Origin of the sequence: Aliivibrio fischeri, assembly GCF_009727955.1 — a bacterium.
In the GTDB taxonomy this organism is placed as follows: Bacteria; Pseudomonadota; Gammaproteobacteria; order Enterobacterales; family Vibrionaceae; genus Aliivibrio; species Aliivibrio fischeri_A.
The window spans coordinates 138,287-160,535 of the sequence record NZ_WOBR01000007.1; the positions used below are offsets into that span (position 1 = coordinate 138,287).

Annotated in this window: 25 protein-coding genes; 14 read left to right on the top strand and 11 right to left on the bottom strand. The window is 39.3% G+C overall.

The window, feature by feature from the left end:
- Positions 1 to 114: 114 nt before the first annotated feature.
- The 3 genes from pepA to GNP81_RS11385 all read left to right on the top strand — a co-directional run bounded on the left by pepA (position 115) and on the right by GNP81_RS11385 (position 5,130).
- Positions 115 to 1,623, top strand: coding sequence for a leucyl aminopeptidase (pepA, locus tag GNP81_RS11375; RefSeq protein WP_011261202.1), 1,509 nt, complete (start codon positions 115 to 117; stop codon positions 1,621 to 1,623).
- A gap of 79 nt (positions 1,624 to 1,702) precedes the next feature.
- Complete coding sequence (locus GNP81_RS11380; RefSeq protein ID WP_005417533.1) at positions 1,703 to 2,146, top strand: DNA polymerase III subunit chi; 444 nt, start codon at positions 1,703 to 1,705, stop codon at positions 2,144 to 2,146.
- 110 nt (positions 2,147 to 2,256) lie between these two features.
- Positions 2,257 to 5,130, top strand: a complete 2,874-nt coding sequence (locus GNP81_RS11385) for a valine--tRNA ligase (RefSeq protein WP_155674851.1) — start codon at positions 2,257 to 2,259, stop codon at positions 5,128 to 5,130.
- 283 nt (positions 5,131 to 5,413) lie between these two features.
- Here GNP81_RS11385 and GNP81_RS11390 read toward each other — a convergent pair whose 3' ends face one another.
- Together GNP81_RS11390 and rraB are read right to left on the bottom strand one after the other, a co-directional pair.
- On the bottom strand, positions 5,414 to 6,256 hold the full coding sequence (locus GNP81_RS11390) for a glycosyl hydrolase 2 galactose-binding domain-containing protein (protein WP_155674793.1): 843 nt from the start codon (positions 6,254 to 6,256) through the stop codon (positions 5,414 to 5,416).
- Between the two features lie 70 nt (positions 6,257 to 6,326).
- Positions 6,327 to 6,743: a ribonuclease E inhibitor RraB gene (rraB, locus tag GNP81_RS11395; protein ID WP_005417527.1), complete on the bottom strand. Its 417-nt coding sequence runs from the start codon at positions 6,741 to 6,743 to the stop codon at positions 6,327 to 6,329.
- Positions 6,744 to 6,896: 153 nt separating this feature from the next.
- On the opposite strand from rraB, the gene arcA reads away from it, so the two are divergent.
- The 5 genes from arcA to GNP81_RS11425 all read left to right on the top strand — a co-directional run bounded on the left by arcA (position 6,897) and on the right by GNP81_RS11425 (position 11,415).
- On the top strand, positions 6,897 to 8,117 hold the full coding sequence (arcA, locus tag GNP81_RS11400; RefSeq protein WP_155672027.1) for an arginine deiminase: 1,221 nt from the start codon (positions 6,897 to 6,899) through the stop codon (positions 8,115 to 8,117).
- Positions 8,118 to 8,229: 112 nt separating this feature from the next.
- Positions 8,230 to 9,234: an ornithine carbamoyltransferase gene (gene argF / locus GNP81_RS11405; protein WP_155674795.1), complete on the top strand. Its 1,005-nt coding sequence runs from the start codon at positions 8,230 to 8,232 to the stop codon at positions 9,232 to 9,234.
- Between the two features lie 245 nt (positions 9,235 to 9,479).
- On the top strand, positions 9,480 to 10,409 hold the full coding sequence (pyrB, locus tag GNP81_RS11415; protein ID WP_012533771.1) for an aspartate carbamoyltransferase: 930 nt from the start codon (positions 9,480 to 9,482) through the stop codon (positions 10,407 to 10,409).
- A gap of 13 nt (positions 10,410 to 10,422) precedes the next feature.
- The gene (gene pyrI / locus GNP81_RS11420; RefSeq protein ID WP_011261195.1) at positions 10,423 to 10,887 is read left to right on the top strand and encodes an aspartate carbamoyltransferase regulatory subunit; all 465 of its coding nucleotides are present in this window, start codon (positions 10,423 to 10,425) and stop codon (positions 10,885 to 10,887) included.
- A 138-nt stretch (positions 10,888 to 11,025) separates the two neighbouring features.
- Positions 11,026 to 11,415: a RidA family protein gene (locus GNP81_RS11425; RefSeq protein ID WP_005417516.1), complete on the top strand. Its 390-nt coding sequence runs from the start codon at positions 11,026 to 11,028 to the stop codon at positions 11,413 to 11,415.
- A 73-nt stretch (positions 11,416 to 11,488) separates the two neighbouring features.
- Here GNP81_RS11425 and idi read toward each other — a convergent pair whose 3' ends face one another.
- The 9 genes from idi to mlaF all read right to left on the bottom strand — a co-directional run bounded on the left by idi (position 11,489) and on the right by mlaF (position 17,571).
- Positions 11,489 to 12,034, bottom strand: a complete 546-nt coding sequence (idi, locus tag GNP81_RS11430; protein ID WP_155674797.1) for an isopentenyl-diphosphate Delta-isomerase — start codon at positions 12,032 to 12,034, stop codon at positions 11,489 to 11,491.
- Between the two features lie 71 nt (positions 12,035 to 12,105).
- Positions 12,106 to 12,834, bottom strand: coding sequence for a 1-acylglycerol-3-phosphate O-acyltransferase (locus tag GNP81_RS11435; protein ID WP_005417513.1), 729 nt, complete (start codon positions 12,832 to 12,834; stop codon positions 12,106 to 12,108).
- A 147-nt stretch (positions 12,835 to 12,981) separates the two neighbouring features.
- A complete protein-coding gene (gene murA, locus GNP81_RS11440) occupies positions 12,982 to 14,250 on the bottom strand; it encodes a UDP-N-acetylglucosamine 1-carboxyvinyltransferase (protein ID WP_005417511.1) in 1,269 nt (422 codons plus the stop codon).
- Between the two features lie 11 nt (positions 14,251 to 14,261).
- Positions 14,262 to 14,519, bottom strand: coding sequence for a BolA family iron metabolism protein IbaG (gene ibaG / locus GNP81_RS11445; protein WP_005417509.1), 258 nt, complete (start codon positions 14,517 to 14,519; stop codon positions 14,262 to 14,264).
- On the bottom strand, positions 14,519 to 14,839 hold the full coding sequence (locus GNP81_RS11450; protein ID WP_005417508.1) for an STAS domain-containing protein: 321 nt from the start codon (positions 14,837 to 14,839) through the stop codon (positions 14,519 to 14,521). Before GNP81_RS11450 ends, ibaG begins: the two co-directional genes overlap by 1 nt.
- Complete coding sequence (gene mlaC, locus GNP81_RS11455; RefSeq protein ID WP_155674799.1) at positions 14,839 to 15,480, bottom strand: phospholipid-binding protein MlaC; 642 nt, start codon at positions 15,478 to 15,480, stop codon at positions 14,839 to 14,841. The genes GNP81_RS11450 and mlaC overlap by 1 nt, the downstream gene beginning before the upstream one ends.
- Positions 15,480 to 15,974, bottom strand: a complete 495-nt coding sequence (gene mlaD, locus GNP81_RS11460) for an outer membrane lipid asymmetry maintenance protein MlaD (protein WP_155672032.1) — start codon at positions 15,972 to 15,974, stop codon at positions 15,480 to 15,482. The genes mlaC and mlaD overlap by 1 nt, the downstream gene beginning before the upstream one ends.
- Before the next feature lie 3 nt (positions 15,975 to 15,977).
- Positions 15,978 to 16,772, bottom strand: a complete 795-nt coding sequence (mlaE, locus tag GNP81_RS11465; RefSeq protein WP_155672033.1) for a lipid asymmetry maintenance ABC transporter permease subunit MlaE — start codon at positions 16,770 to 16,772, stop codon at positions 15,978 to 15,980.
- Positions 16,765 to 17,571 carry a phospholipid ABC transporter ATP-binding protein MlaF gene (gene mlaF, locus GNP81_RS11470; RefSeq protein ID WP_196587439.1) on the bottom strand — a complete coding sequence of 269 codons (807 nt, stop codon included), beginning with the start codon at positions 17,569 to 17,571 and terminating at the stop codon, positions 16,765 to 16,767. The genes mlaE and mlaF overlap by 8 nt, the downstream gene beginning before the upstream one ends.
- 201 nt (positions 17,572 to 17,772) lie before the next feature.
- On the opposite strand from mlaF, the gene GNP81_RS11475 reads away from it, so the two are divergent.
- From GNP81_RS11475 to lptB, 6 genes are all read left to right on the top strand, one after another.
- Positions 17,773 to 18,744, top strand: coding sequence for a calcium/sodium antiporter (locus GNP81_RS11475; RefSeq protein ID WP_005417502.1), 972 nt, complete (start codon positions 17,773 to 17,775; stop codon positions 18,742 to 18,744).
- Positions 18,745 to 18,929: 185 nt separating this feature from the next.
- The gene (kdsD, locus tag GNP81_RS11480) at positions 18,930 to 19,904 is read left to right on the top strand and encodes an arabinose-5-phosphate isomerase KdsD (protein ID WP_155674800.1); all 975 of its coding nucleotides are present in this window, start codon (positions 18,930 to 18,932) and stop codon (positions 19,902 to 19,904) included.
- The gene (gene kdsC, locus GNP81_RS11485) at positions 19,904 to 20,464 is read left to right on the top strand and encodes a 3-deoxy-manno-octulosonate-8-phosphatase KdsC (protein WP_155672036.1); all 561 of its coding nucleotides are present in this window, start codon (positions 19,904 to 19,906) and stop codon (positions 20,462 to 20,464) included. Before kdsD ends, kdsC begins: the two co-directional genes overlap by 1 nt.
- Positions 20,461 to 21,024 (top strand): LPS export ABC transporter periplasmic protein LptC, encoded by a 564-nt coding sequence (lptC, locus tag GNP81_RS11490; protein ID WP_005417499.1) that lies wholly within the window; start codon positions 20,461 to 20,463, stop codon positions 21,022 to 21,024. The genes kdsC and lptC overlap by 4 nt, the downstream gene beginning before the upstream one ends.
- Positions 21,005 to 21,502, top strand: coding sequence for a lipopolysaccharide transport periplasmic protein LptA (gene lptA / locus GNP81_RS11495; protein WP_012533710.1), 498 nt, complete (start codon positions 21,005 to 21,007; stop codon positions 21,500 to 21,502). Before lptC ends, lptA begins: the two co-directional genes overlap by 20 nt.
- 2 nt (positions 21,503 to 21,504) lie before the next feature.
- Positions 21,505 to 22,230, top strand: coding sequence for an LPS export ABC transporter ATP-binding protein (gene lptB / locus GNP81_RS11500; RefSeq protein ID WP_005417497.1), 726 nt, complete (start codon positions 21,505 to 21,507; stop codon positions 22,228 to 22,230).
- Positions 22,231 to 22,249: the final 19 nt, after the last annotated feature.

Here is a 22,249-nt window from a genome sequence, read left to right on the forward strand (position 1 = left end):
TCTTTGGCTAAATGTTAGCCTGTGAAATTAGTATACGAATATTACAGTATCTTGCTAGATTTTACCCATTATCTAACATTTAGTTCTATTTGTCTTTAGGATGTAGGAGTACGCATGGAGTTCAGTGTAAAAAGTGGTAGTCCAGAGAAACAACGCAGCGCTTGTATCGTTGTTGGTGTCTTTGAACCACGTCGTTTATCTCCAATAGCTGAGCAGCTTGATAAAATCAGTGGCGGCTACATAAGTTCACTACTTCGTCGTGGTGATCTTGAAGGAAAGCCTGGCCAAATGTTGCTATTGCACCAAGTGCCAAACATTCTTTCGGAGCGTGTTTTATTAGTTGGTTGTGGTAAAGAGCGTGAACTTGGTGAGCGTCAATATAAAGATATCATCAAAAAAACCATCAGCACACTAAATGAAACAGGCTCTATGGAAGCAGTATGTTTCCTTACAGAGCTTCACGTTAAAGGTCGCGATACGTACTGGAAAGTACGCCAAGCCGTTGAATCGACCAAAGACAGCTTATATACCTTTAATCAATTTAAGAGCAATAAGCCTGAGACTCGTCGTCCATTACGTAAGTTAGTCTTCAATGTTCCGACTCGCCGTGAACTTAACTTAGGTGAAAAAGCGATTGCTCATGGTTTATCTATTGCTTCTGGTGTTAAAGCATCGAAAGATTTAGGCAACATGCCACCAAACGTTGCAAACCCAGCTTATCTTGCTTCTCAAGCTCGTCGTCTTGCTGATGATTACGAAACCGTAACCACCAAGATCATTGGCGAAGAGGAAATGAAAAAGCTAGGCATGACTTCTTACTTAGCGGTTGGGCAGGGCTCTCACAACGAATCTATGATGTCTATCATGGAGTACAAAGGTCACCCTGACCCTGCTGCAAAACCAATCGTTTTAATTGGTAAAGGCTTAACGTTTGATTCAGGCGGTATTTCAATTAAACCAAGCGAAGGCATGGATGAAATGAAATACGACATGTGTGGCGCAGCTTCAGTATTTGGTGCAATGAAAGCCCTAGCTAAACTGAACTTACCACTAAACGTTGTTGGTGTGCTTGCTGGCTGTGAAAATATGCCAAGCAGCAACTCATACCGTCCAGGTGATATTCTAACTACGATGTCAGGCCAAACGGTTGAAGTATTAAATACCGATGCTGAAGGTCGACTAGTACTTTGTGATGCGCTGACTTATGTTGAGCGTTATGAGCCAGAATGTGTGGTTGATGTTGCGACATTAACAGGTGCATGTGTTGTTGCACTTGGTCACCACATCAGTGGTTTGATTTCGAATCACAACCCGCTTGCTCATGAACTAATTAATGCGTCAGAACAATCGGGTGACCGTGCTTGGCGCTTACCAATGGCTGAAGAGTACAACGAACAACTAAGCAGTCCATTTGCAGATATGGGTAATATCGGTGGCAAAGCTGCTGGTACTATTACTGCTGGCTGTTTCCTTTCTCGTTTTGCTAAAAAGTACCACTGGGCTCATATTGACAGTGCAGGTACTGCTTGGGTCTCTGGTGCAAATAAAGGGTCAACAGGCCGACCAGTCTCATTGCTTGTCCAATTCTTACTGAATCGTTCAGGCCAAGAAAACGAAGAATAAATCAATTCGTTTTATGATATAAAGGGGCCTATATTGAGGCCCCTTTTTAATACATACTATTTATCAACTAAGAGAGTTTATGAGCCAAGCCCTGTTTTATGTTTTAGAACCCACATCTCCAGCAGCAACCACTGATGGTCAGCTAAAATTTGTGTGTCAGCTTGCTCACTATTATTACTCTCAAAATGCACGAGTGTATGTATTAGCCCAAGATAAAGAACAAGCCTTGCTGATTGATGAAGCACTTTGGCAATATGATGTATCAGAATTTACGCCACACAATTTAGTTGGAGAGGGACCAAAATCAGGCTCTCCTATCGAAATTGGTTGGGGAACATTACGTTCATCAGGACGTCGTCATGTGTTAATTAATTTAGCTCAAGAGGTCGCAAGTTTTGCTGTTTCCTTTGCTCAAGTGGTAGACTTCGTACCTTGCGAAGAAAAAAGCAAACAACAAGCTCGAGAAAGGTATAAAATATACCGAAATGCAGGCCGAGCCATGCAAACCGAGATACTGAAATGATGCCAATCATCATAGCTAAATGACTCATATATTTATTCTTTTTAATAATGAGCCATTAATTATGATATTTGGCATTCCACTTTTTAATAGAGATATTCGTGACGAACACTATGGAAAAGACATATAACCCGCAATCGATAGAACAAGCTCTGTACCAGACTTGGGAAGAAAAAGGCTACTTTAAGCCACACGGTGACACTTCAAAAGAAGCTTACAGCATCATGATCCCGCCACCGAACGTCACAGGTAGCTTACACATGGGTCACGCTTTCCAAGATACAATCATGGATACTCTAATCCGTGCTGAACGTATGAAAGGTAAAAATACGCTTTGGCAGGTTGGTACAGACCACGCAGGTATCGCAACTCAAATGGTTGTAGAGCGTAAGATTGCTGCTGAAGAAGGCAAAACAAAACACGACTACGGCCGTGATGCTTTCATCGACAAAATCTGGGAATGGAAAAACGAATCTGGTGGCACAATCACTAAACAGCTTCGTCGTCTAGGTGCATCTGTAGACTGGGATCGTGAACGTTTCACTATGGATGATGGCCTATCTAACGCTGTTCAAGAAGTGTTTGTTCGTCTATACGAAGATGACCTAATCTACCGTGGTAAGCGTCTAGTAAACTGGGATCCAAAACTGCACACTGCAATTTCTGATCTTGAAGTTGAAAACAAAGACAAAAAAGGTCACATGTGGCACTTCCGCTACCCGCTAGCAAATGGCGTTAAGACAGCTGAAGGCAAAGACTACATCGTTGTTGCAACAACTCGTCCTGAAACCATGCTTGGTGATACAGGTGTTGCTGTAAACCCAGAAGATCCTCGTTACAAAGATCTTATTGGTAAAGAAATCCTACTTCCTATCGTTAACCGTCTGATCCCTATCGTTGGTGATGAGCACGCGGACATGGAAAAAGGTACAGGTTGTGTGAAAATCACTCCTGCGCACGATTTCAATGACTACGAAGTTGGTAAACGTAACCAACTACCAATGATCAACATCCTAACCTTCAACGCTGATATCCGTGAATCTGCAGAAGTATTCACAACCAACGGTGAAGCAAGTGATGTTTACTCAACAGAAATTCCAGCTAAATACCAAGGTATGGAGCGTTTCGAAGCTCGTAAAGCTATCGTTGCTGAATTTGAAGAACTTGGCCTTCTTGAAGAAATCAAGGATCATGACCTAACCGTTCCTTACGGTGACCGTGGTGGCGTTGTTATCGAACCAATGTTAACTGACCAATGGTATGTACGTGCCGCTCCTCTTGCTGAACCAGCAGTTAAAGCAGTTGAAGATGGTGAGATCCAGTTCGTTCCTAAGCAGTACGAAAACATGTACTTCTCTTGGATGCGTGACATTCAAGATTGGTGTATCTCTCGTCAACTTTGGTGGGGCCACCGTATCCCAGCTTGGTACGATAACGACGGTAATGTATATGTTGGTCGTACTGAAGAAGAAGTACGTGCTAACAACAACCTTGCACCTGTAATCGTTCTACGCCAAGACGACGATGTACTTGATACATGGTTCTCTTCAGCATTATGGACATTCGGTACTCAAGGCTGGCCTGAGCAAACTGATGATCTGAAAACATTCCACCCTTCAGATGTTCTAGTAACTGGTTTTGACATCATATTCTTCTGGGTTGCACGTATGATCATGATGACCATGCACTTCAACAAAGATGAAAATGGTAAAGCACAAGTACCATTCAAGACAGTTTACGTAACGGGTCTAATCCGTGATGAAAACGGCGACAAAATGTCTAAGTCTAAAGGTAACGTACTTGACCCTATCGATATGATCGATGGTATCGACCTTGAGTCTCTAGTTGAAAAACGTTGTGGTAACATGATGCAGCCTCAACTAGCTAAGAAGATCGAAAAGAACACTCGTAAGACTTTCGAAAACGGTATCGAACCATACGGTACAGATGCATTACGTTTCACTCTTGCTGCTATGGCTTCAACGGGTCGTGACATCAACTGGGATATGAAACGTCTTGAAGGTTACCGTAACTTCTGTAACAAGCTATGGAACGCGAGCCGTTACGTACTAATGAATACAGAAGAACACGATTGTGGCATGTCACTGTCTGCTGAAGAACGTGCGAACATGGAATTCTCTCTAGCTGATAAGTGGATTGAATCTCAGTTTGAACTTGCAGCAAAAGAGTTTAACGCTCACCTAGACAACTACCGTCTAGATATGGCGGCAAACACGCTTTACGAATTCATCTGGAACCAATTCTGTGACTGGTACCTAGAGCTTACTAAACCAGTTCTATGGAAAGGAACAGAAGCTCAGCAGAAAGCAACACGCTACATGCTGATCACAGTACTAGAGAAGACTCTGCGTCTTGCTCACCCTGTTCTTCCTTACATCACAGAATCTATCTGGCAGAGCGTGAAGCCGCTAGTAGATGGTGTTGAAGGCGACACAATCATGACTCAAGCTCTTCCTCAGTTTAACGAAGAAAACTTCAATGCTGATGTGGTTGCTGATCTTGAGTGGGTTAAAGCGTTCATTACAAGCATTCGTAACTTACGCGCTGAATACGACATTGCCCCAAGCAAAGGCTTAGAAGTAATGATTAAAGTAGCTGATGAGAAAGACGCTGCTCGTATTGAAGCAAACAAAGTTGTGCTTTCTTCTCTTGCTAAACTGGATGAAATCAAAGTGCTTGCAAACGGTGAAGAAACGCCAGCATGTGCGACATCTCTTGTTGGTAAATCAGAGCTTATGATCCCAATGGCAGGTCTTATCGATAAAGATGCTGAACTTGCTCGTCTTGCTGGTGAAGTGAAGAAAACTCAAGGTGAAATCAAGCGTATCGAAGGTAAACTAAGCAACGAAGGTTTTGTTGCAAAAGCACCTGAAGCAGTTATTGCTAAAGAGCGTGAAAAACTTGAAGGTTACCAAGAGACTCTAGTTAAACTAGAAGCTCAACAAGAAACTATCGCTGCACTATAATGTAGAGCAAGCAAAATAAAAGGTCGATGTTAACGCATCGACCTTTTTTATTTATACCAATGTAACTATTGAATGATTTAACCAGTAATACCAATGTAATTAATTAGGTGATCTATTTATTACGCAGGAAAATCACTTAAGAGTAAGGCAAAAATTCTTATAAGTAGTTATTCTACAATAATAATTTTTAACGCAACTATTGAGAGATTTAACCAGTAATAATGAACAACTAATTAATGGAATTGGTATAATCATGTTCAGATAATTAATGGCATTGGTATTACTACAAGGGAAAGTGAATCACGTTTTCCGTGTCACACAAACCAAACTCCAACTCGTGTAACTGCCCATCAAGAGTAATTTCTACACGATATAAATCGTTCGAATTAGGTTTCTCATCACACCAATATTTAGGCGCTTCAACCTGAAAAAGTGCCGATACTTGATCACTACGTACATCAACAGGAATAGTCAAAGTCATGCCATCAAACTTAATACTTGCTGATATCAAATTGGCTTTATACGTTTGAAAGAACACATTCACTTTTAATTCACACCCATGATGCCAAATTTGTTCAATAGTAATGTGATTTAAAGCGAGATGAGAAATAGGCTGAAGAAAGCACACACCAAAAACACCAATATCTTCTTTAATATCGACATCCTGAACAGCACCAAATCGACGATGATAAGCCTGATTAATATTACAAAGCTTAGTCTCACTTTCATCATCAATGAGCCAATCATCCTCGTCTTCTTGTAAAAACAACACTTCAAATCGGTTGCCACCCACTTGAAGATACTCTTTAATGTCTTTACGGTAGCGAGTCATTTTTTCCGTACAATCAAATACCGCAACACCATTGATACGCACTTCGGCATAACGAGACACCCCGCTCATAACAAGTTCGATTGCTGGATAATTCAATAGTGTTTCATCAACATCAAAATAACGCATTAAATGCCACTCTTGCGCTTCAACTTGTAGTAAAGAGAGCTCATCAAAAGCAGAACTTATCCCTTGCTGGATAGGAATATCTTTAATGGGTAGTGATGTTTCTGTTAATGGCGACAACTGCCATAAGGCCTGCTCATTATTTAATATAATTCTTGAGTTTATCGTCATATTCATCCTTAAAAAAATGCCCCAGACATGATTCACATCTAGGGCATCTATGTTCTTTAGTGGTTATGAATTAATCTTCATCACCATCTTCAATCACATCGTACTCAGCATCTTCGCCTTCATAGTAAGTACCCCAACCGTCATAAATGATGTCGTACTTCTCAGCAAGATTTACTAATTTTTCAACTTGAGCATCGATTACTTCTGCGTCTAATGCCGAATCCATTACTGCATCACAACATAAGATTTTAGCACCATCTTCGTCTTCAAGCTCTTCAGCTTCTAATACTTCAAAGCCCATTTTAAATGCTTCAACAACTGCATTTTCAAGTGCTTTAAAATCTTCAGCCATTAAATGATGCTCAATCGCATACAGTGCATCAGGCTCACTACCATCGGCTTTTAGCGACTCGATAATCTCACGAGTTTCTGCTTTTTGTAATTCAAGAAATTGTTCAACCGATAGATATTCATCTTCTTGAGACATAGTTAATGCTCCACACTGTATGTAATAAAAAAATAAGACTCAGTCATTATAGCCTGTACTCAGCAAATCCCCTAGCACTTCAATAAGTAAAGAAAAATTAACATCTATACGGTATGATAGCTGTGCAACAAAAATATTAAAGAAAGGAATCTTATGAATAAATTATTTGTTGGCTCTGAAATTGGTCAACTACGCCGTGTTATTCTTCATCGTCCTGAACGAGCACTCAGTCATTTAACTCCAACTAATTGTCACAACTTACTTTTTGATGATGTTTTATCAGTTGAGAAAGCCCTTTTAGAACACGACCAGTTTGTTAAAACCTTGGAAAACCAAGGCGTCGATGTACTCTTACTTCAGGATTTATTAGAACAAACATTAGAAAATCCAGAAGCAAAAGAGTGGCTTCTTAAACATCAAATTTCACACTATCGATTCGGTCCTACTTTCGCCAATCAAATCCGATCTTTCTTACTTGAGCATAGCAATAAAGAGCTAGCTTCTATTTTATTAGGAGGTTTAGCTTTCATTGAACTTCCGTTTAAAGCTCCTTCTATGCTTCAACAACTGAGCGATCCATTTGATTTTGTCATAGACCCATTACCAAATCATTTATTTACTCGAGACACCTCATGTTGGATTTATGGCGGCGTATCAATCAATCCTATGGCGAAGGCCGCCCGTAAAAGAGAATCCAATCATTTAAGGGCAATCTATCGTTGGCATCCACTTTTTTCTCATCAAGATTTTGCACGTTATTTTGAAGATGAAAACCGCTATTACGATAATGCGACTATTGAAGGTGGGGATGTTTTAGTTATTGGTAAAGGTAATGTATTAGTCGGAATATCTGAGCGCACTACCCCTCAAGGTATTGAAAATTTAGCCAAACAACTGTTTAGAACTCATCAAGCAAAACAGGTCATTGCAATAAAATTACCCGAAGACCGTTCATGCATGCATCTAGATACGGTCATGACGCATATGGATCACAACGTCTTTTCTGTTTATCCAAGAGTCATTGATAAAAATATGGGTTGTTGGTCAATCACCCCTTGTGGAGAGCAACACCTAGATATTAAAGAAATGCCTAACTTCCAAAACGTATTAATGTCGGCATTAGAATTAGACAACTTAAATATCATTACAACGGGTGGAGATAGCTATGAAGCTGAGCGTGAACAATGGCACGATGCAAATAATGTTTTAACCATTAAACCTGGTGTTGTGGTTGCCTATGAACGGAACACCTATACCAATGAAAAATACGACAAAGCAGGAATTAACGTCCTTCCGATTACCGGTGATGAATTAGGACGAGGTCGTGGAGGAGCTAGATGCATGAGTTGTCCAATAGAAAGAGACGGTATTTAATTCTCTACCAAAACACATACGCAATCAAATAAAACAAAATAAATATTCACATTTAATGAATTATTATATATAACTGTAAATCACTGGACTGAATTTTTGCAAGGAGCACATGATGGCTTTTAATTTACGTAATAAAAACTTTTTAAAACTATTAGATTTCACCCCTAAAGAGATCGCACACCTACTTGAGTTATCTGCTGAGCTGAAAAAAGCAAAATACTCAGGTTATGAACAACCTCGTTTAGCTGGGAAAAACATTGCGTTAATTTTTGAAAAGTCATCAACACGTACTCGCTGTGCCTTTGAAGTTGCAGCCTTTGATCAAGGAGCTAAAGTCACTTACCTTGGACCTTCTGGCTCCCAAATTGGTCACAAGGAATCCATGAAGGATACCGCCCGTGTATTAGGTCGCATGTATGATGGCATTGAATATCGTGGTTTTGGTCAAACGATAGTTGAAGAATTAGGTCAATATGCAGGAGTACCTGTATGGAACGGATTAACGGATGAATTTCATCCAACTCAAATATTAGCTGATTTTCTAACAATGCAAGAATATGCAAATGGAAAGCAACTTAACCAAATTACGTTTGCCTATCTTGGTGATGCTCGAAACAATATGGGGAATTCTCTAATGGTTGGAGCAGCAAAAATGGGAATGGAAATCCGACTCGTTGCACCAAAACAGTTCTGGCCTGAAGAAGAGTTGGTCGCTCAATGCCAAGAGATTGCATTACAAACTGGTGCAAAAATTGTGTTAACTGAAGAGGTTACAGAAGGTGTTAAAGGTTGTGACTTTCTTTATACTGATGTATGGGTTTCGATGGGTGAAGCACCCGAATCATGGGATGAGCGCGTTGCTTTAATGACTCCTTATCAGATCAATATGGATGTTATCAAAGCAACTGAAAATCCTAATGTGAAATTCATGCACTGCTTACCTGCTTTTCATAATGATGAAACGACGCTTGGTAAGGAGATTGCCGAAAAGTACGGTATGAATGGTCTAGAAGTCACAGAGGATGTCTTTGAATCTGAGTATTCCATTGTTTTTGATGAAGCAGAAAACCGTATGCATACAATTAAAGCGGTTATGGTTGCGACACTTGGTAGTTAATTGGATACAAATTTTTGATGCAAACGCTTGCTTAGGAATTTGATACGAGTATAATTCCGCCCAATTTATTAGGGAATTATGATGTTATTAACTTATCTTCATACAGCGGTCGACCGAGTAGCTACATTGAAAAAATGTGGTGGTCCCCTATTTTTTTATTTTCCTAATCAACCCAATTTTTAAAGCCTCCTATTTATTAGGGGGCTTTTTTTTGATTTCAATATAATACATAAGGGAAGAGAGACATGGCTAACTCGCTATATCAAAAGCATATCATTTCTATTCCAGAGCTTTCTCGTCAAGAGTTAGAGCTGATCGTTGAAACGGCAGGGAAGATAAAAAAAGAACCTCAACCTGATTTATTGAAAAATAAAATCGTGGCGAGTTGTTTCTTCGAAGCATCAACTCGTACCCGTCTTTCATTTGAAACTGCCATCCAGCGTTTAGGTGGTTCAGTAATTGGTTTCGATACCGCTGGCAATACCTCTCTTGCACAAAAAGGGGAAACACTAGCGGATTCAGTTCAAATCATTACCTCATATGCAGATGCTTACGTTATGCGTCATCCACAAGAAGGGGCTGCACGCTTAGCGTCTGAATTCTCAAACGGCACACCAGTAATTAATGCTGGTGACGGTGCAAACCAACACCCAACTCAAACGCTCTTAGATCTTTACACCATTTATGAAACTCAAGGTCGCTTAGATAATCTAAACGTCGCTTTCGTTGGTGATTTGAAATACGGTCGTACTGTCCACTCTCTGACCCAAGCGTTAGCAAAATTTGAAGGCATTAAATTCTTCTTCATTGCACCAGAAGTATTAGCGATGCCTGACTACATTTGCGAAGAACTTGATGAACTAGGTATTGAATACCAACTGGTTGAAAGCATGGATGATGCAATTCCTGAGCTTGATATTCTATACATGACTCGAGTACAGAAAGAACGTTTTGATGAGTCTGAATACGCACACATCAAATCAGCATATATTCTTTCAGCTGAAAACCTACAACCAGCACGCGAAAACTTAAAAGTACTGCATCCACTACCACGTGTTGATGAAATTGATACCGATGTAGACGCAACGCCACACGCTTACTATTTCCAACAAGCTGAAAATGGTGTTTATGCTCGCCAAGCTCTATTGGCTTTAGTTTTAAATGAAACACTTTAAGGGAGATAATACCATGGCTAACAAAACTCAATTACGTGTTGAAGCTATCAACAACGGTACGGTAATCGATCATATTCCCGCTAACATTGGGATTAAAGTGCTTAAATTATTCCAAATGGATAAAAGTGCAGAGCGTGTAACTGTTGGTTTAAATTTACCTTCATCAGCGCTTGGAGCAAAAGATTTATTAAAAATTGAAAATACATTTATCACTCCAGAGCAAGCAAGCAAACTCGCATTATATGCACCACACGCAACAGTTAACCAAATTGAAAACTATGAAGTAGTAAAGAAAATACCATTAGTGCTACCAGAGCAAATCACGGGTGTTTTTGAGTGTCCAAACAGTAACTGTATTACTCACGGTGAACCTGTAGACAGCAGCTTCAAAGTCCTAACAAAGAAAGAAGATATTCATCTGAAGTGTAAATACTGTGAGAAAGTATACTCACGTGAAGTAGTCACTGACTTAAATTAATTAAATTTGATTCTCTTCTCAGCCTCGATATTCTCGGGGCTGTTTTCTTACTGTTATTTGTTTTATATTGAACCATCGTAATGCTTCTAAGGTCTATTGCTCCTTAGACTTACCTTATTTCAAAAAGGAATCATAACAATGACTAAAGTTCTTCATACAGATAATGCACCAGCAGCTATTGGCCCATACATTCAAGGTGTTGACCTTGGTAATATGGTACTGACTTCAGGCCAAATCCCTGTAAATCCAGCAACAGGTGAAGTTTCTGACGATATCGCTGAGCAAGCACGCCAATCACTAGAGAACGTAAAAGCCGTTGTTGAAGCTTCTGGCCTAACTGTATCTGACATTGTAAAAATGACAGTTTTCGTAAAAGATCTTAATGACTTTGGCACAGTAAACGAAGTATATGGTAACTTCTTCGACGAGCACAAAGTTGCAAACTACCCTGCTCGTTCTTGTGTTGAAGTAGCTCGTCTACCAAAAGATGTTGGTATCGAAATCGAAGCTATTGCAGTTCGTAAATAATCGAACACTAAATTAAAACGAAATAAGGCAGAATCTTTTCTGCCTTATTTTTATCTAATAAAAGAATATCGACTTAGTTTGCTTGCTGTAGGTGAGTAAGTACTTTCTTATAAACAGTAGGAAACCAAACAGAAAAAGTCTCTGGGTTTACTTTCATTTCTTTTTCAATATCAGCTTCACTCCACCACTGAATATCACTGACTTCTTCAGGGTTTAATATAAAACTCACATCTGGAGTATTAGCAATCAAAATATAATCTTGCTCATGCTCACTCAATCCATTTTCTAATTCAGCTTGATAAATAAACCAACCAAGATTTACGAACTGCTCTGGTAAAACACCAGTTATACCAATCTCTTCATTTAAACGTCGCGTACCCGCCGCCTCTACGTTTTCATTCACTCGAGGGTGAGAACAACAGGTATTGCTCCATTTGTTCTTACTGTGGTATTTACATTCGGCACGCTTTTGTAATAAAAACTCTTTTCCTAAATCCGTTTCACGATAGAGCAATACTGAAAAAGCGAGATGTAACAAGCCTTTTTCATGCGCTTCTAATTTTTCCATTGTACCAATGGCATCACCTTGCTCATTCACAAGAACTACATATTCTGTCATGTCTACACATCTAAAAAAGAAAAAGGCACACAGAAGACCGTATGCCTTAGATAAAATTTAAGGATGATTAATTACGCTTGGTTGCGTTCTGCAACTTCTTTATTTAATTCTTCTAATTTAGTAATCATCTGCTCACGGCATAAATTAGCTAATTCACGCACATTGTCTTTTTCGTACCCTTCACTGCTGATCGGTGGCAAAATTTCAACAATTACATGTCCATTATTCCAACGATTTAACTTGATGTTGCCTTGAGTATTACTACACACAATCGGAGTTACAGGCACATCCGCTGCGATAGCGGCATGAAAAGCGCCCGTTTTAAATGGTAGCAATCCACGTCCACGTGAACGTGTTCCCTCAGGAAACATCCAAACAGAAACATTACGCTTTTTAATATTCTCTGCCACTTGAGCAATCGTACCTACCGCTTTACTGCGATTGTTACGGTCGATCAAAATATTCCCTGTAATCCAGTAAAGCTGACCAAATAATGGCATCCAAGCTAAGCTTTTCTTACCAACCGTTACGGTTCTTGGCTGAATAGCACCAGAAACAGTAAAAAGATCCCAGTTATTTTGGTGATTCGCAATGTATAAACTTGGCTCTGAACTTTTTGCACTCTCTGGTACACGGATTTCTAGTTTGATACCAAAAACACGTGACATTCGAGCAAATAAGCGACCAAAAGTATAAACGTGCTTTGGATTACGAGGGCTTAATAAGCAATAACCGCAACCAAACACAAAAGTAAAGACAGCAAAGATAGCCAACGCAATCAGGCGTAACAATGCGATCATAAATGTATCTCCTAAACTCACTAACCTGTTCATTATTATCGTTTTTAATAAACAAATTAGCTTTATTTCCAACCAATAAAAAACCGGGTAGTAATATACCCGGCTTCCACTTTAATACGTTTACATTAAGCGTATATATCGCAACACTTATAAGTCGTCGCTATGAACTCGCTCAATATTTGCACCTAAAGCGGTTAACTTGTCTTCAATCTTATCATATCCACGGTCGATATGATAAATTCGATCAACAATTGTTTCACCTTTTGCTATACAACCTGCGATCACAAGGCTTGCTGATGCACGTAAATCTGTCGCCATAACCTGAGCACCACTTAAACCATCAGTGTCACCACAAATAGCAGTATTACCTTCGATTTCAGCGTGAGCACCCATACGTTGCAGTTCAGGAATGTGCATGAAACGGTTTTCGAAAATCGTTTCAGTAATGATACCTGAACCTTTAGCCATCATATTTAAAAGTGTGAATTGAGCTTGCATATCTGTAGGGAATGCTGGGTGTGGTGCAGTACGGATATTTACCGCCTTTAACTCACGACCCGTCATATCTAAGCTAATCCAATCATCACCAGTTTGAACGTCTGCACCCGCTTCTTCAAGCTTAGCAAGTACCGCTTCAAGCAGATGTGCTTTAGTATTCTTACAAACAATCTTACCGCCAGATACTGCAGCAGCAACAAGGAACGTACCGGTTTCAATACGGTCAGCAACCACTTCGTGATAACCACCACCTAGGCGTTCAACACCTTCGATAGTAATAGTATCGGTACCCATACCAGACACTTTAGCGCCGATAGCATTAAGGAAGTTAGCAGTATCAACAATTTCAGGTTCACGTGCTGCGTTTTCTAATACCGTCGTGCCTTCAGCCAATGTTGCTGCACACATAACAGTAATTGTTGCACCAACACTTACTTTGTCCATTACGATATGAGCACCTTTAAGGCGACCATCAACTTCCGCTTTTACATAACCTTCTTCAAGTTTGATTGTTGCGCCTAATTGCTCTAATCCGTGAATATGAAGATCAACAGGACGAGCACCGATAGCACAACCACCAGGTAATGAAACCTGACCTTTACCAAAACGAGCAACTAATGGACCTAATGCCCAAATTGATGCACGCATTGTTTTTACTAAATCATAAGGTGCACAGAAATCGTTTACACCACTTGCATCAATATGAACAGAACCGTTACGAGATACTTCAGCACCTAAACGTTTTAATAGTTCCATCGTGGTATCAACATCACGAAGTTTCGGTACATTTGCTACTTCAACAGGTTCTTCTGCAAGCAACGAAGCAAATAGAATTGGTAGTGCAGCATTTTTTGCACCAGAAATTGTAACTTCGCCAGAAAGTGGTTTATCACTTCCTTGAATTCGAAACTTATACATCAAAGGGCCTCTTAGAATAAGCTATTTAATTTTTTATCACGTGCCCACTCTTCAGGAGTAAACGCTTTTATTGATAGAGCATGAATTGTGTTCGTTGAGATATGCTCCATCAAAGGTCCATAGATGGTTTGTTGTTTTTTCACTCGGCTCATACCTGCGAATGATGCGTCAACAGCAATGACTTCGAAATGGCTTCCTTCGCCTTTTACATGTATCTCTTCTAGTTGAAGTGCTGCGTCTAGTAACTCTTTAATCTCGGCGCTATCCATTACTCTACCTTTGCGTTATTTATATGATCAGCAAACAATGATTCCACATTACTTAATTGAATTAAAGTAATGAGCTGATCTGGGACGAAAGTAAACATTATATGACAGTTTTGATTTTTTGCATGCTCTATTAGGTGTAAAAGTAATACAAGCCCAGCAGAGTCAATGCGATTAACGTGAGCTAAGTCTACCTTTACTTGACTCAAATTAGGTTGCCACTTTGTCAATTTATTCCAAATATTAGGCACAGTCTCACGATCAAGAGCACCATTGAAGCTTATTTCATCAACCTTGGTTACACATAAATCGATAACTGACATTATTTATTGCCTTCTAATCGAATTGGTTGCTTAGCTAAAGAGCGTAACTCAGCACTCACAGAACTGATGCCTTCTTTACGAATTTTACCATTCCACTCAGACTGTTTGGTCGATAAAAGGCTTACCCCTTCAGCGATCATATCAAAAGCCTGCCATTCACCTGTTTTTTTATTCTTACGCAGTTTGAAATCGACTTTTACGGTAGGGCGAGCTGAATCTAAAATATCAACACGAACGCTGATGATTCTTTTTCCTTCCGGTATTTTTTTCGCCTTTTCTAATACAATTTTTTGATCTGTATATAGTGTTAAAACTTGAGCATAAGAGGCAACTAAATAATCACGAAAAGCAGTTACGAACTCCGCTCGCTCTTCTGGTGTGGTCTTTTTTAAATGAGTACCTAGTAATTTGTAAGCTGCATATTTTACATTTACATACGGCATTAACTCTTCATCAACAACCGTTTTTAAAATGTTTGGATCCGTTTTTATTGCGCTCTGCTCTGATTTTAATCGAGCGAAAGTAATTTCTGATACTTGCGCCATCATTTCATAAGGTTTTGTTTTATCTATTTCTTGAGCACTTATTGCTGATGAAAAAAAACAAATTACTGCAACAATTGCACTTATCCACGATTTCATTACTCTTCCTCACTTAATTCTGACGAATCGCCACCAATGCTGTATAGCACTTGCCCGATCATATCCTCTAATACCAATGCTGATTTGGTATCTTCAATAAAATCACCATTACCTAACATATCAATATCTTCGTCAATAAACCCAGGAACAATCCCGATGTATTGTTCACCAATCAGGCCTGACGTTAAAATCTGAGCCGCTGAGGTTTCAGGAAAAGCACCAAACTGTTTATCAATTTGCATACTTACGATAGGTAAATAACTCTCTTTATCAAGAGTAATGTTATCTACACGGCCAATAACAACACCACCAACTTTTACTGGTGAACGTGATTTTAAACTTCCGATGTTATCAAATTGCGCATTTAGAGTGTAATACTCACCACTACCACCACTGCGAACATCCGCAACTTTAAGTAATAACATCAGTAGAGCGGCTATTCCTGCTAATACAAAAAGGCCAACAAAAAATTCTACTTTACGTGTCTGTTGCATAATTTAGTTCCCAAACATCAGTGCCGTAAGCACAAAATCAATACCTAATACCGCCAACGAAGAGTGCACTACTGTGCGAGTCGTTGCCAATGAAATACCTTCAGAAGTAGGCGTTGCATCATAACCATTAAACAGAGCAATCCATGTAACAATAAATGCAAACACCACACATTTAATTAAGCTATTTACAATGTCATATCGCACATCAACCGATGATTGCATTACCGACCAAAAACTACCGTAATCAATCCCTTTCCATTCAACTCCGACGATTTGCCCCCCCCAAATTCCCACAGCCATAAAGATGACAGCGAGAACTGGCATCGAAATGATCCCAGCCCATAAACGAGGTGCGATAATTTGACGCAACGGGTCTACTGCCATCATTTCCATACTTGAAATTTGTTCGGTGGTTTTCATTAATCCAATTTCAGCCGTTAATGCAGAACCCGCACGTCCAGCAAACAGTAACGCAGTTACCACTGGGCCTAATTCTCTGAGTAATGATAAGGAAACAAGCTGCCCTAAACTGGTCTCAGCCCCGTAATCAACTAAAATAATATAGCCTTGCAAGCTGATTACCATACCAATAAAGAGTCCTGAAACCACAATAATCACTAAAGATAAAACACCTACGGAATAGAGTTGCTTTAACAGCAAAGGAAACATTTTTATTGGTTGAGGTTTCGCAAATATCGCGCCAAGCAACATAAAGGTTGCACGCCCAAAGGCCTCACAAACCGATAAAGCTCGTCGTCCTATTTGTTCGATTGAGGAAACAAGTGAAAAATTACTCATGAGAGAAAAGATCCTCATTTAATGTATTAGCCGGAAAACGAAATGGTACTGGCCCATCAGATTCACCATCCAAAAATTGTCGAACTTGAGGATCAGGATTTTGCTCCAATTCTTGCGGTGAACCTTGTGCAATAATTTTACCGTTAGCGAGTAAGTAGACATGATCGGCAATACTCATCACTTCAGGAACGTCATGTGAAACAACAACAGAGGTTAATCCTAACGCATCATTTAAATTACGAATTAAATCAACCAGTACCCCCATCGTTATAGGGTCTTGGCCAACAAAAGGTTCATCATACATTATTAAGTCAGGATCTAATGCGATTGCGCGAGCTAATGCAGCACGTCTAGCCATACCACCAGAGAGTTCACTTGGCATCAACTGAGCGGCACCACGCAACCCTACAGCTTCAAGTTTTAAGAGAACCAATGTACGGATCAGTTTTTCAGGTAATTTAGTATGTTCTCTCAAAGGAAAAGCCACATTATCGAATACATTCATATCCGTAAATAATGCGCCAGATTGAAATAACATCCCCATTTTCTTACGAGCTAAATACAGAGCTTTACGCCCTAGTTTGGGGATATTCCATTCTTCAAAATGGATATTTCCTGATTCAGGAAGTATTTGCCCACCAATTAATCGTAATAATGTGGTTTTGCCAATTCCTGATGGCCCCATGATCGCCGTTATCTTCCCTTTTGGAACAGACAAACTAATATCATCAAAAATAATACGCTCACCACGTTTAAAGGTTAGATTCTCTATTTTAATCAGTGTGTTCTGCGTATCCATATCTTCACTGCTCATTTAAATCATGCATTAACAATATAATCATAAGTATACGTGAACTTATCTGTCTAACTTATATTTTTTAATAATCTTTAGAGACTGTTCCACGTTAAACACTCCTTTTTTCTTTCTTTTTTGTTAGAGAAACGTCAAAATTAACGATTCAAACTAAAAAACATCTTTCTACAAAAGGAAATTAACACAATGACAGAGCTGCTCATGCCAACTCTACTTCTTATCGTCGGTCTATCTCTATTGGTTTGGGGCGCCGATAAACTGGTATTTGGTTCTGCTGCCTTAGCGAGAAACTATGGTATTTCACCTCTTGTAATTGGTATGACTATCTTAGCCATGGGCTCATCTGCACCAGAGATGATGGTGTCAGCGGCTGCAGCTTTAGATGGAAAAACAGATACTGCGGTAGGTAACGTTATTGGTTCAAACATTGCGAACATCGCATTAATTTTAGGTATTACTGCCTTAATTAAACCCTTAGCAATCAGCTCAGCAATCATTCGCCGCGAATTACCACTAATGCTGATGGTTACGTTATTAGCTGGTGGTATTATGTTTAATAACTACCTTGGCTTTTATGAAGGTTTATTGTTAATTGGCCTTTTTGCTTGCTTCATCATTGCCATGCTATACATCAGTAAAAATGAACAACAAAATGGGGATATTCTTCTTGAAGAACAAGAGTCAGAAATCCCTGAAGGCGTGGCGAACGGTAAAGCACTTTTTTGGGTTGTTGTCGGTCTAATCTTACTTCCTGTGGGTGCAAACATGTTGATTGATAATGCCGTTGTTATCGCTAAATACTTTGGTATGAGTGATTTAGTTATCGGCTTAACTATCATTGCATTAGGTACAAGCCTTCCTGAGTTAGCTGCTTCTGTTGCAGGTGTACTTAAAGGTGAAGATGATATGGCTGCTGGTAATATCATTGGATCAAACGTATTTAATATTCTTGCTGTAATGGGGATTCCAGCATTAATTAATCCATCAGAAATAAGTCCTGATCTTATGGGGCGTGATTTCTATGTAATGCTGGGTGTATCCATCTTATTACTCATTATGGCATTAGGAAAAAGCCGCAGCATTAATCGCATAGAAGGCGGTATTTTGGTGACATGTTTCTGTGTTTACCAAGGCTATTTATTTCTAAATATGGGTTAACCATTCTTTTGAACCCCATAAGTTTGATGAACAATAAAAATCATGAACTTATGGGGTATTTATCCTGATAATTTACCTGCTTTTACCTACTCAATATTGAACTAGCTCTGGCAAATGGCATAATATTTGTATAGGCTATTCCTCTAAATCATAAATTCCGCTCAAATACAGCAAGGTGGTAACCGATGGCAACTCAGTTTGATTTCTGCAAAGCAGGAAAAAATGTTCTTCAAATTGAAATCGATGCTCTTACCCAACTCAGCAATTACATTAACGATGACTTCACTAAAGCGTGTCAATTAATGCTTGAATGCAAGCAAAAAGTCGTTGTTATGGGAATGGGTAAATCAGGTCACATTGGTAATAAGATTGCAGCTACCTTAGCAAGTACAGGCACTCCCTCTTTCTTTGTTCACCCAGGCGAAGCAAGTCACGGTGATTTAGGCATGATTGAAAAAGGCGATATTGTTATTGCTATTTCTAACTCAGGTGAAGCGTCTGAAATTCTTGCTTTACTACCAGTAATTAAACGTCTAGGTATCACTTTAATTACAATGACAGGCAAGCCAGAATCAAGCATGGCAAAAGTAGCTGATGTGAACCTTCAAATTACAGTTCCTCAAGAAGCTTGCCCTCTTGGTTTAGCGCCAACATCAAGTACAACGGCAACCCTTGCTATGGGAGACGCTTTTGCTGTTGCGCTTCTTCAAGCAAGAGGCTTTACTGCTGATGACTTTGCTTTGTCACATCCAGGTGGCGCTTTAGGTCGTAAATTACTACTCTTATTATCAGACATCATGCATACAGGTGATGAATTACCAATGGTCACTGCTGATGCTCTTATTAAAACAGCACTTTTAGAAGTGTCTGAAAAAGGGTTAGGAATGACAGCTATCGTCGATAACGAGCAAAAAGTAATTGGTATCTTCACTGATGGTGACTTACGTCGCCTTTTAGATAATAAGATCGATATTCATACTCAAACTATTGGAGAAGTGATGACACACTCTCCAGCGGTAGCAAATCCAAACTTACTTGCTGTTGAAGGGTTAAACCTAATGCAAGATAAGAAAATAAATGGATTATTGCTTTGTGATGATACTCATCGCTTGGTTGGTGCATTAAATATGCATGACTTATTAAAGGCGGGGGTAATGTAATGACGAAAAAATTAGTTTCAACTCTTTATGGCCAAGTTGAAGAATCAATCTTTAACATAGCAAAAGACATTAAGCTTCTGATTTGTGATGTTGACGGCGTCTTCTCTGATGGCCTTGTTTACATGGGTAATGATGGCGAAGAGCTAAAAACTTTCCACACTCGTGATGGCTATGGAGTGAAATCACTCATGTCAGCAGGGGTTGAAATTGCGATTATTACGGGTCGTAGCTCAAAAATCGTTGAAAACCGAATGACGGCTCTTGGTATTAAATTGATCTACCAAGGACAAGACAACAAATTACAAGCATACCAAGATATTTTAACTAAACTCAATGTAGCCCCAGAGCATACTGGTTATATTGGTGATGACCTTATTGATTGGCCTGTTATGGAAAAAGTTGCATTAAAAGTATGTGTTGCTGATGGACACCCTTTATTAGCTCAACGTGCAAACTATGTCACAACCATAAAAGGTGGTCACGGTGCGGTACGTGAAGTAAGTGACCTGATCCTAGAAGCAAAAGGTGAATTAGAGCAACATAAAGGTTTGAGCATATGAGCTTAAAACATCTTTTCATGGCCATTCTATTGATGATTTGTAGCTGGTCGGGCTACAACTTATATTATGACTACGTGAAAGGTGAACAACAAACAACACCAGACCAACAAGTTCCTGTTTTTACAGGCAAAGGAATCACGAATAATAACTACGATGTTAGTGGTATTCGTAACTATCAAATAAACGCAAAAGCATTAGCTCGATTTGGTAAGACTGGTGAAACGAACTTCACAACACCTCACCTTTTTGTATTCAAAGATGGTGAATTAAAAGAATGGGAGATCATCTCCGATCTCGGCGTTTTAAATAAAAAGCACGAACTTTACTTAAGTGGTAACGTCATTGTTAAAAACCTACTGCCTGACGCAGCATTTGAGACAATGACAACAGACAGTATGAAGATCGAGCTAACGACAAAAGACTTTATGACAGAGGATGTTGTTAATCTCATTGGCCCTACTTTTGAAACAACAGGAGTTGGAATGAAAGGTAACTTCACAAGCCAAGAAGCAACCCTATTAGAAAATGTACAAGGTATCTATGAAGCTTTCACACGTTAGTCTACTTGCAAGTCTACTTTTCAGTGCTTCAAGCTGGGCATTGAGTAGCGATACAGAACAACCGATCCACATTAATTCAAATTCACAGAATTTTGATATGCAGAGTAACCAAGTAACCTTTACAGGTGATGTGACTCTAAAACAAGGCAGTATCGAAATTTTTGCAGATAAAATTGTGGTGATTCGTCCTCAAGGCAAAGAAGGACGAGAAGTGTTAGAAGCATATGGAAAACCAACTCGCTTTAGTCAATTAACCGATGACGGTAAAACATTAAAAGGTAAAGCGAATAAACTGCGTTATGAATTAGAAAACGAATTTCTAAAAATGACTGATAGCGCAGAGCTAACCCAAGATGACAGCATCATAAAAGGTAAAGTAATTACCTATAATATGAAGACTCAAAAACTAATTGCTGATGGTGGTAAAGACGATCGCGTAACAACCATCCTTCAGCCTAGCCAATTGAATAATAAATAATTATGGCCATATTAGAAGCAAAGAATTTAGCAAAAACATACGGAAGCCGAAAAGTAGTTTCCGATGTAAGCCTTACCGTTGAATCTGGAAAAATTGTTGGTTTACTAGGACCTAATGGTGCAGGTAAAACGACCTCTTTCTATATGATTGTAGGCTTAGTCGCTCGTGATGAAGGTTCGATTACTATTGATGGTGTCGACATTTCATTGCAGCCAATGCATAACCGCTCAAAAATGGGGATAGGCTATCTACCTCAAGAAGCTTCTATTTTTAGAAAATTGTCGGTATTTGACAATATCATGGCCGTTTTACAAACGCGTAAAGATCTAAATAAAGCTGAACGTCTTGATAAGCTTGAAGAACTATTAGATGAGTTCAATATCCAGCACATCCGTAATAGTAATGGTATGGCGCTATCTGGTGGTGAACGTCGTCGTGTTGAAATCGCACGCGCACTCGCTGCTAATCCTAAATTCATTTTATTGGATGAACCATTTGCTGGTGTTGACCCAATCTCGGTTATTGATATCAAAAAGATCATTCAACATCTAAGAGATCGTGGTTTAGGCGTATTAATCACTGACCACAATGTTCGTGAAACGCTTGATGTATGTGAGCACGCTTACATCGTAAGCCAAGGTCACATGATTGCAAATGGCACTCCTGAACACGTATTAAATGATGAACACGTAAAACGCGTTTATCTTGGTGATCAATTTAAGTTGTAATGTACAAAAGGTATCGCTA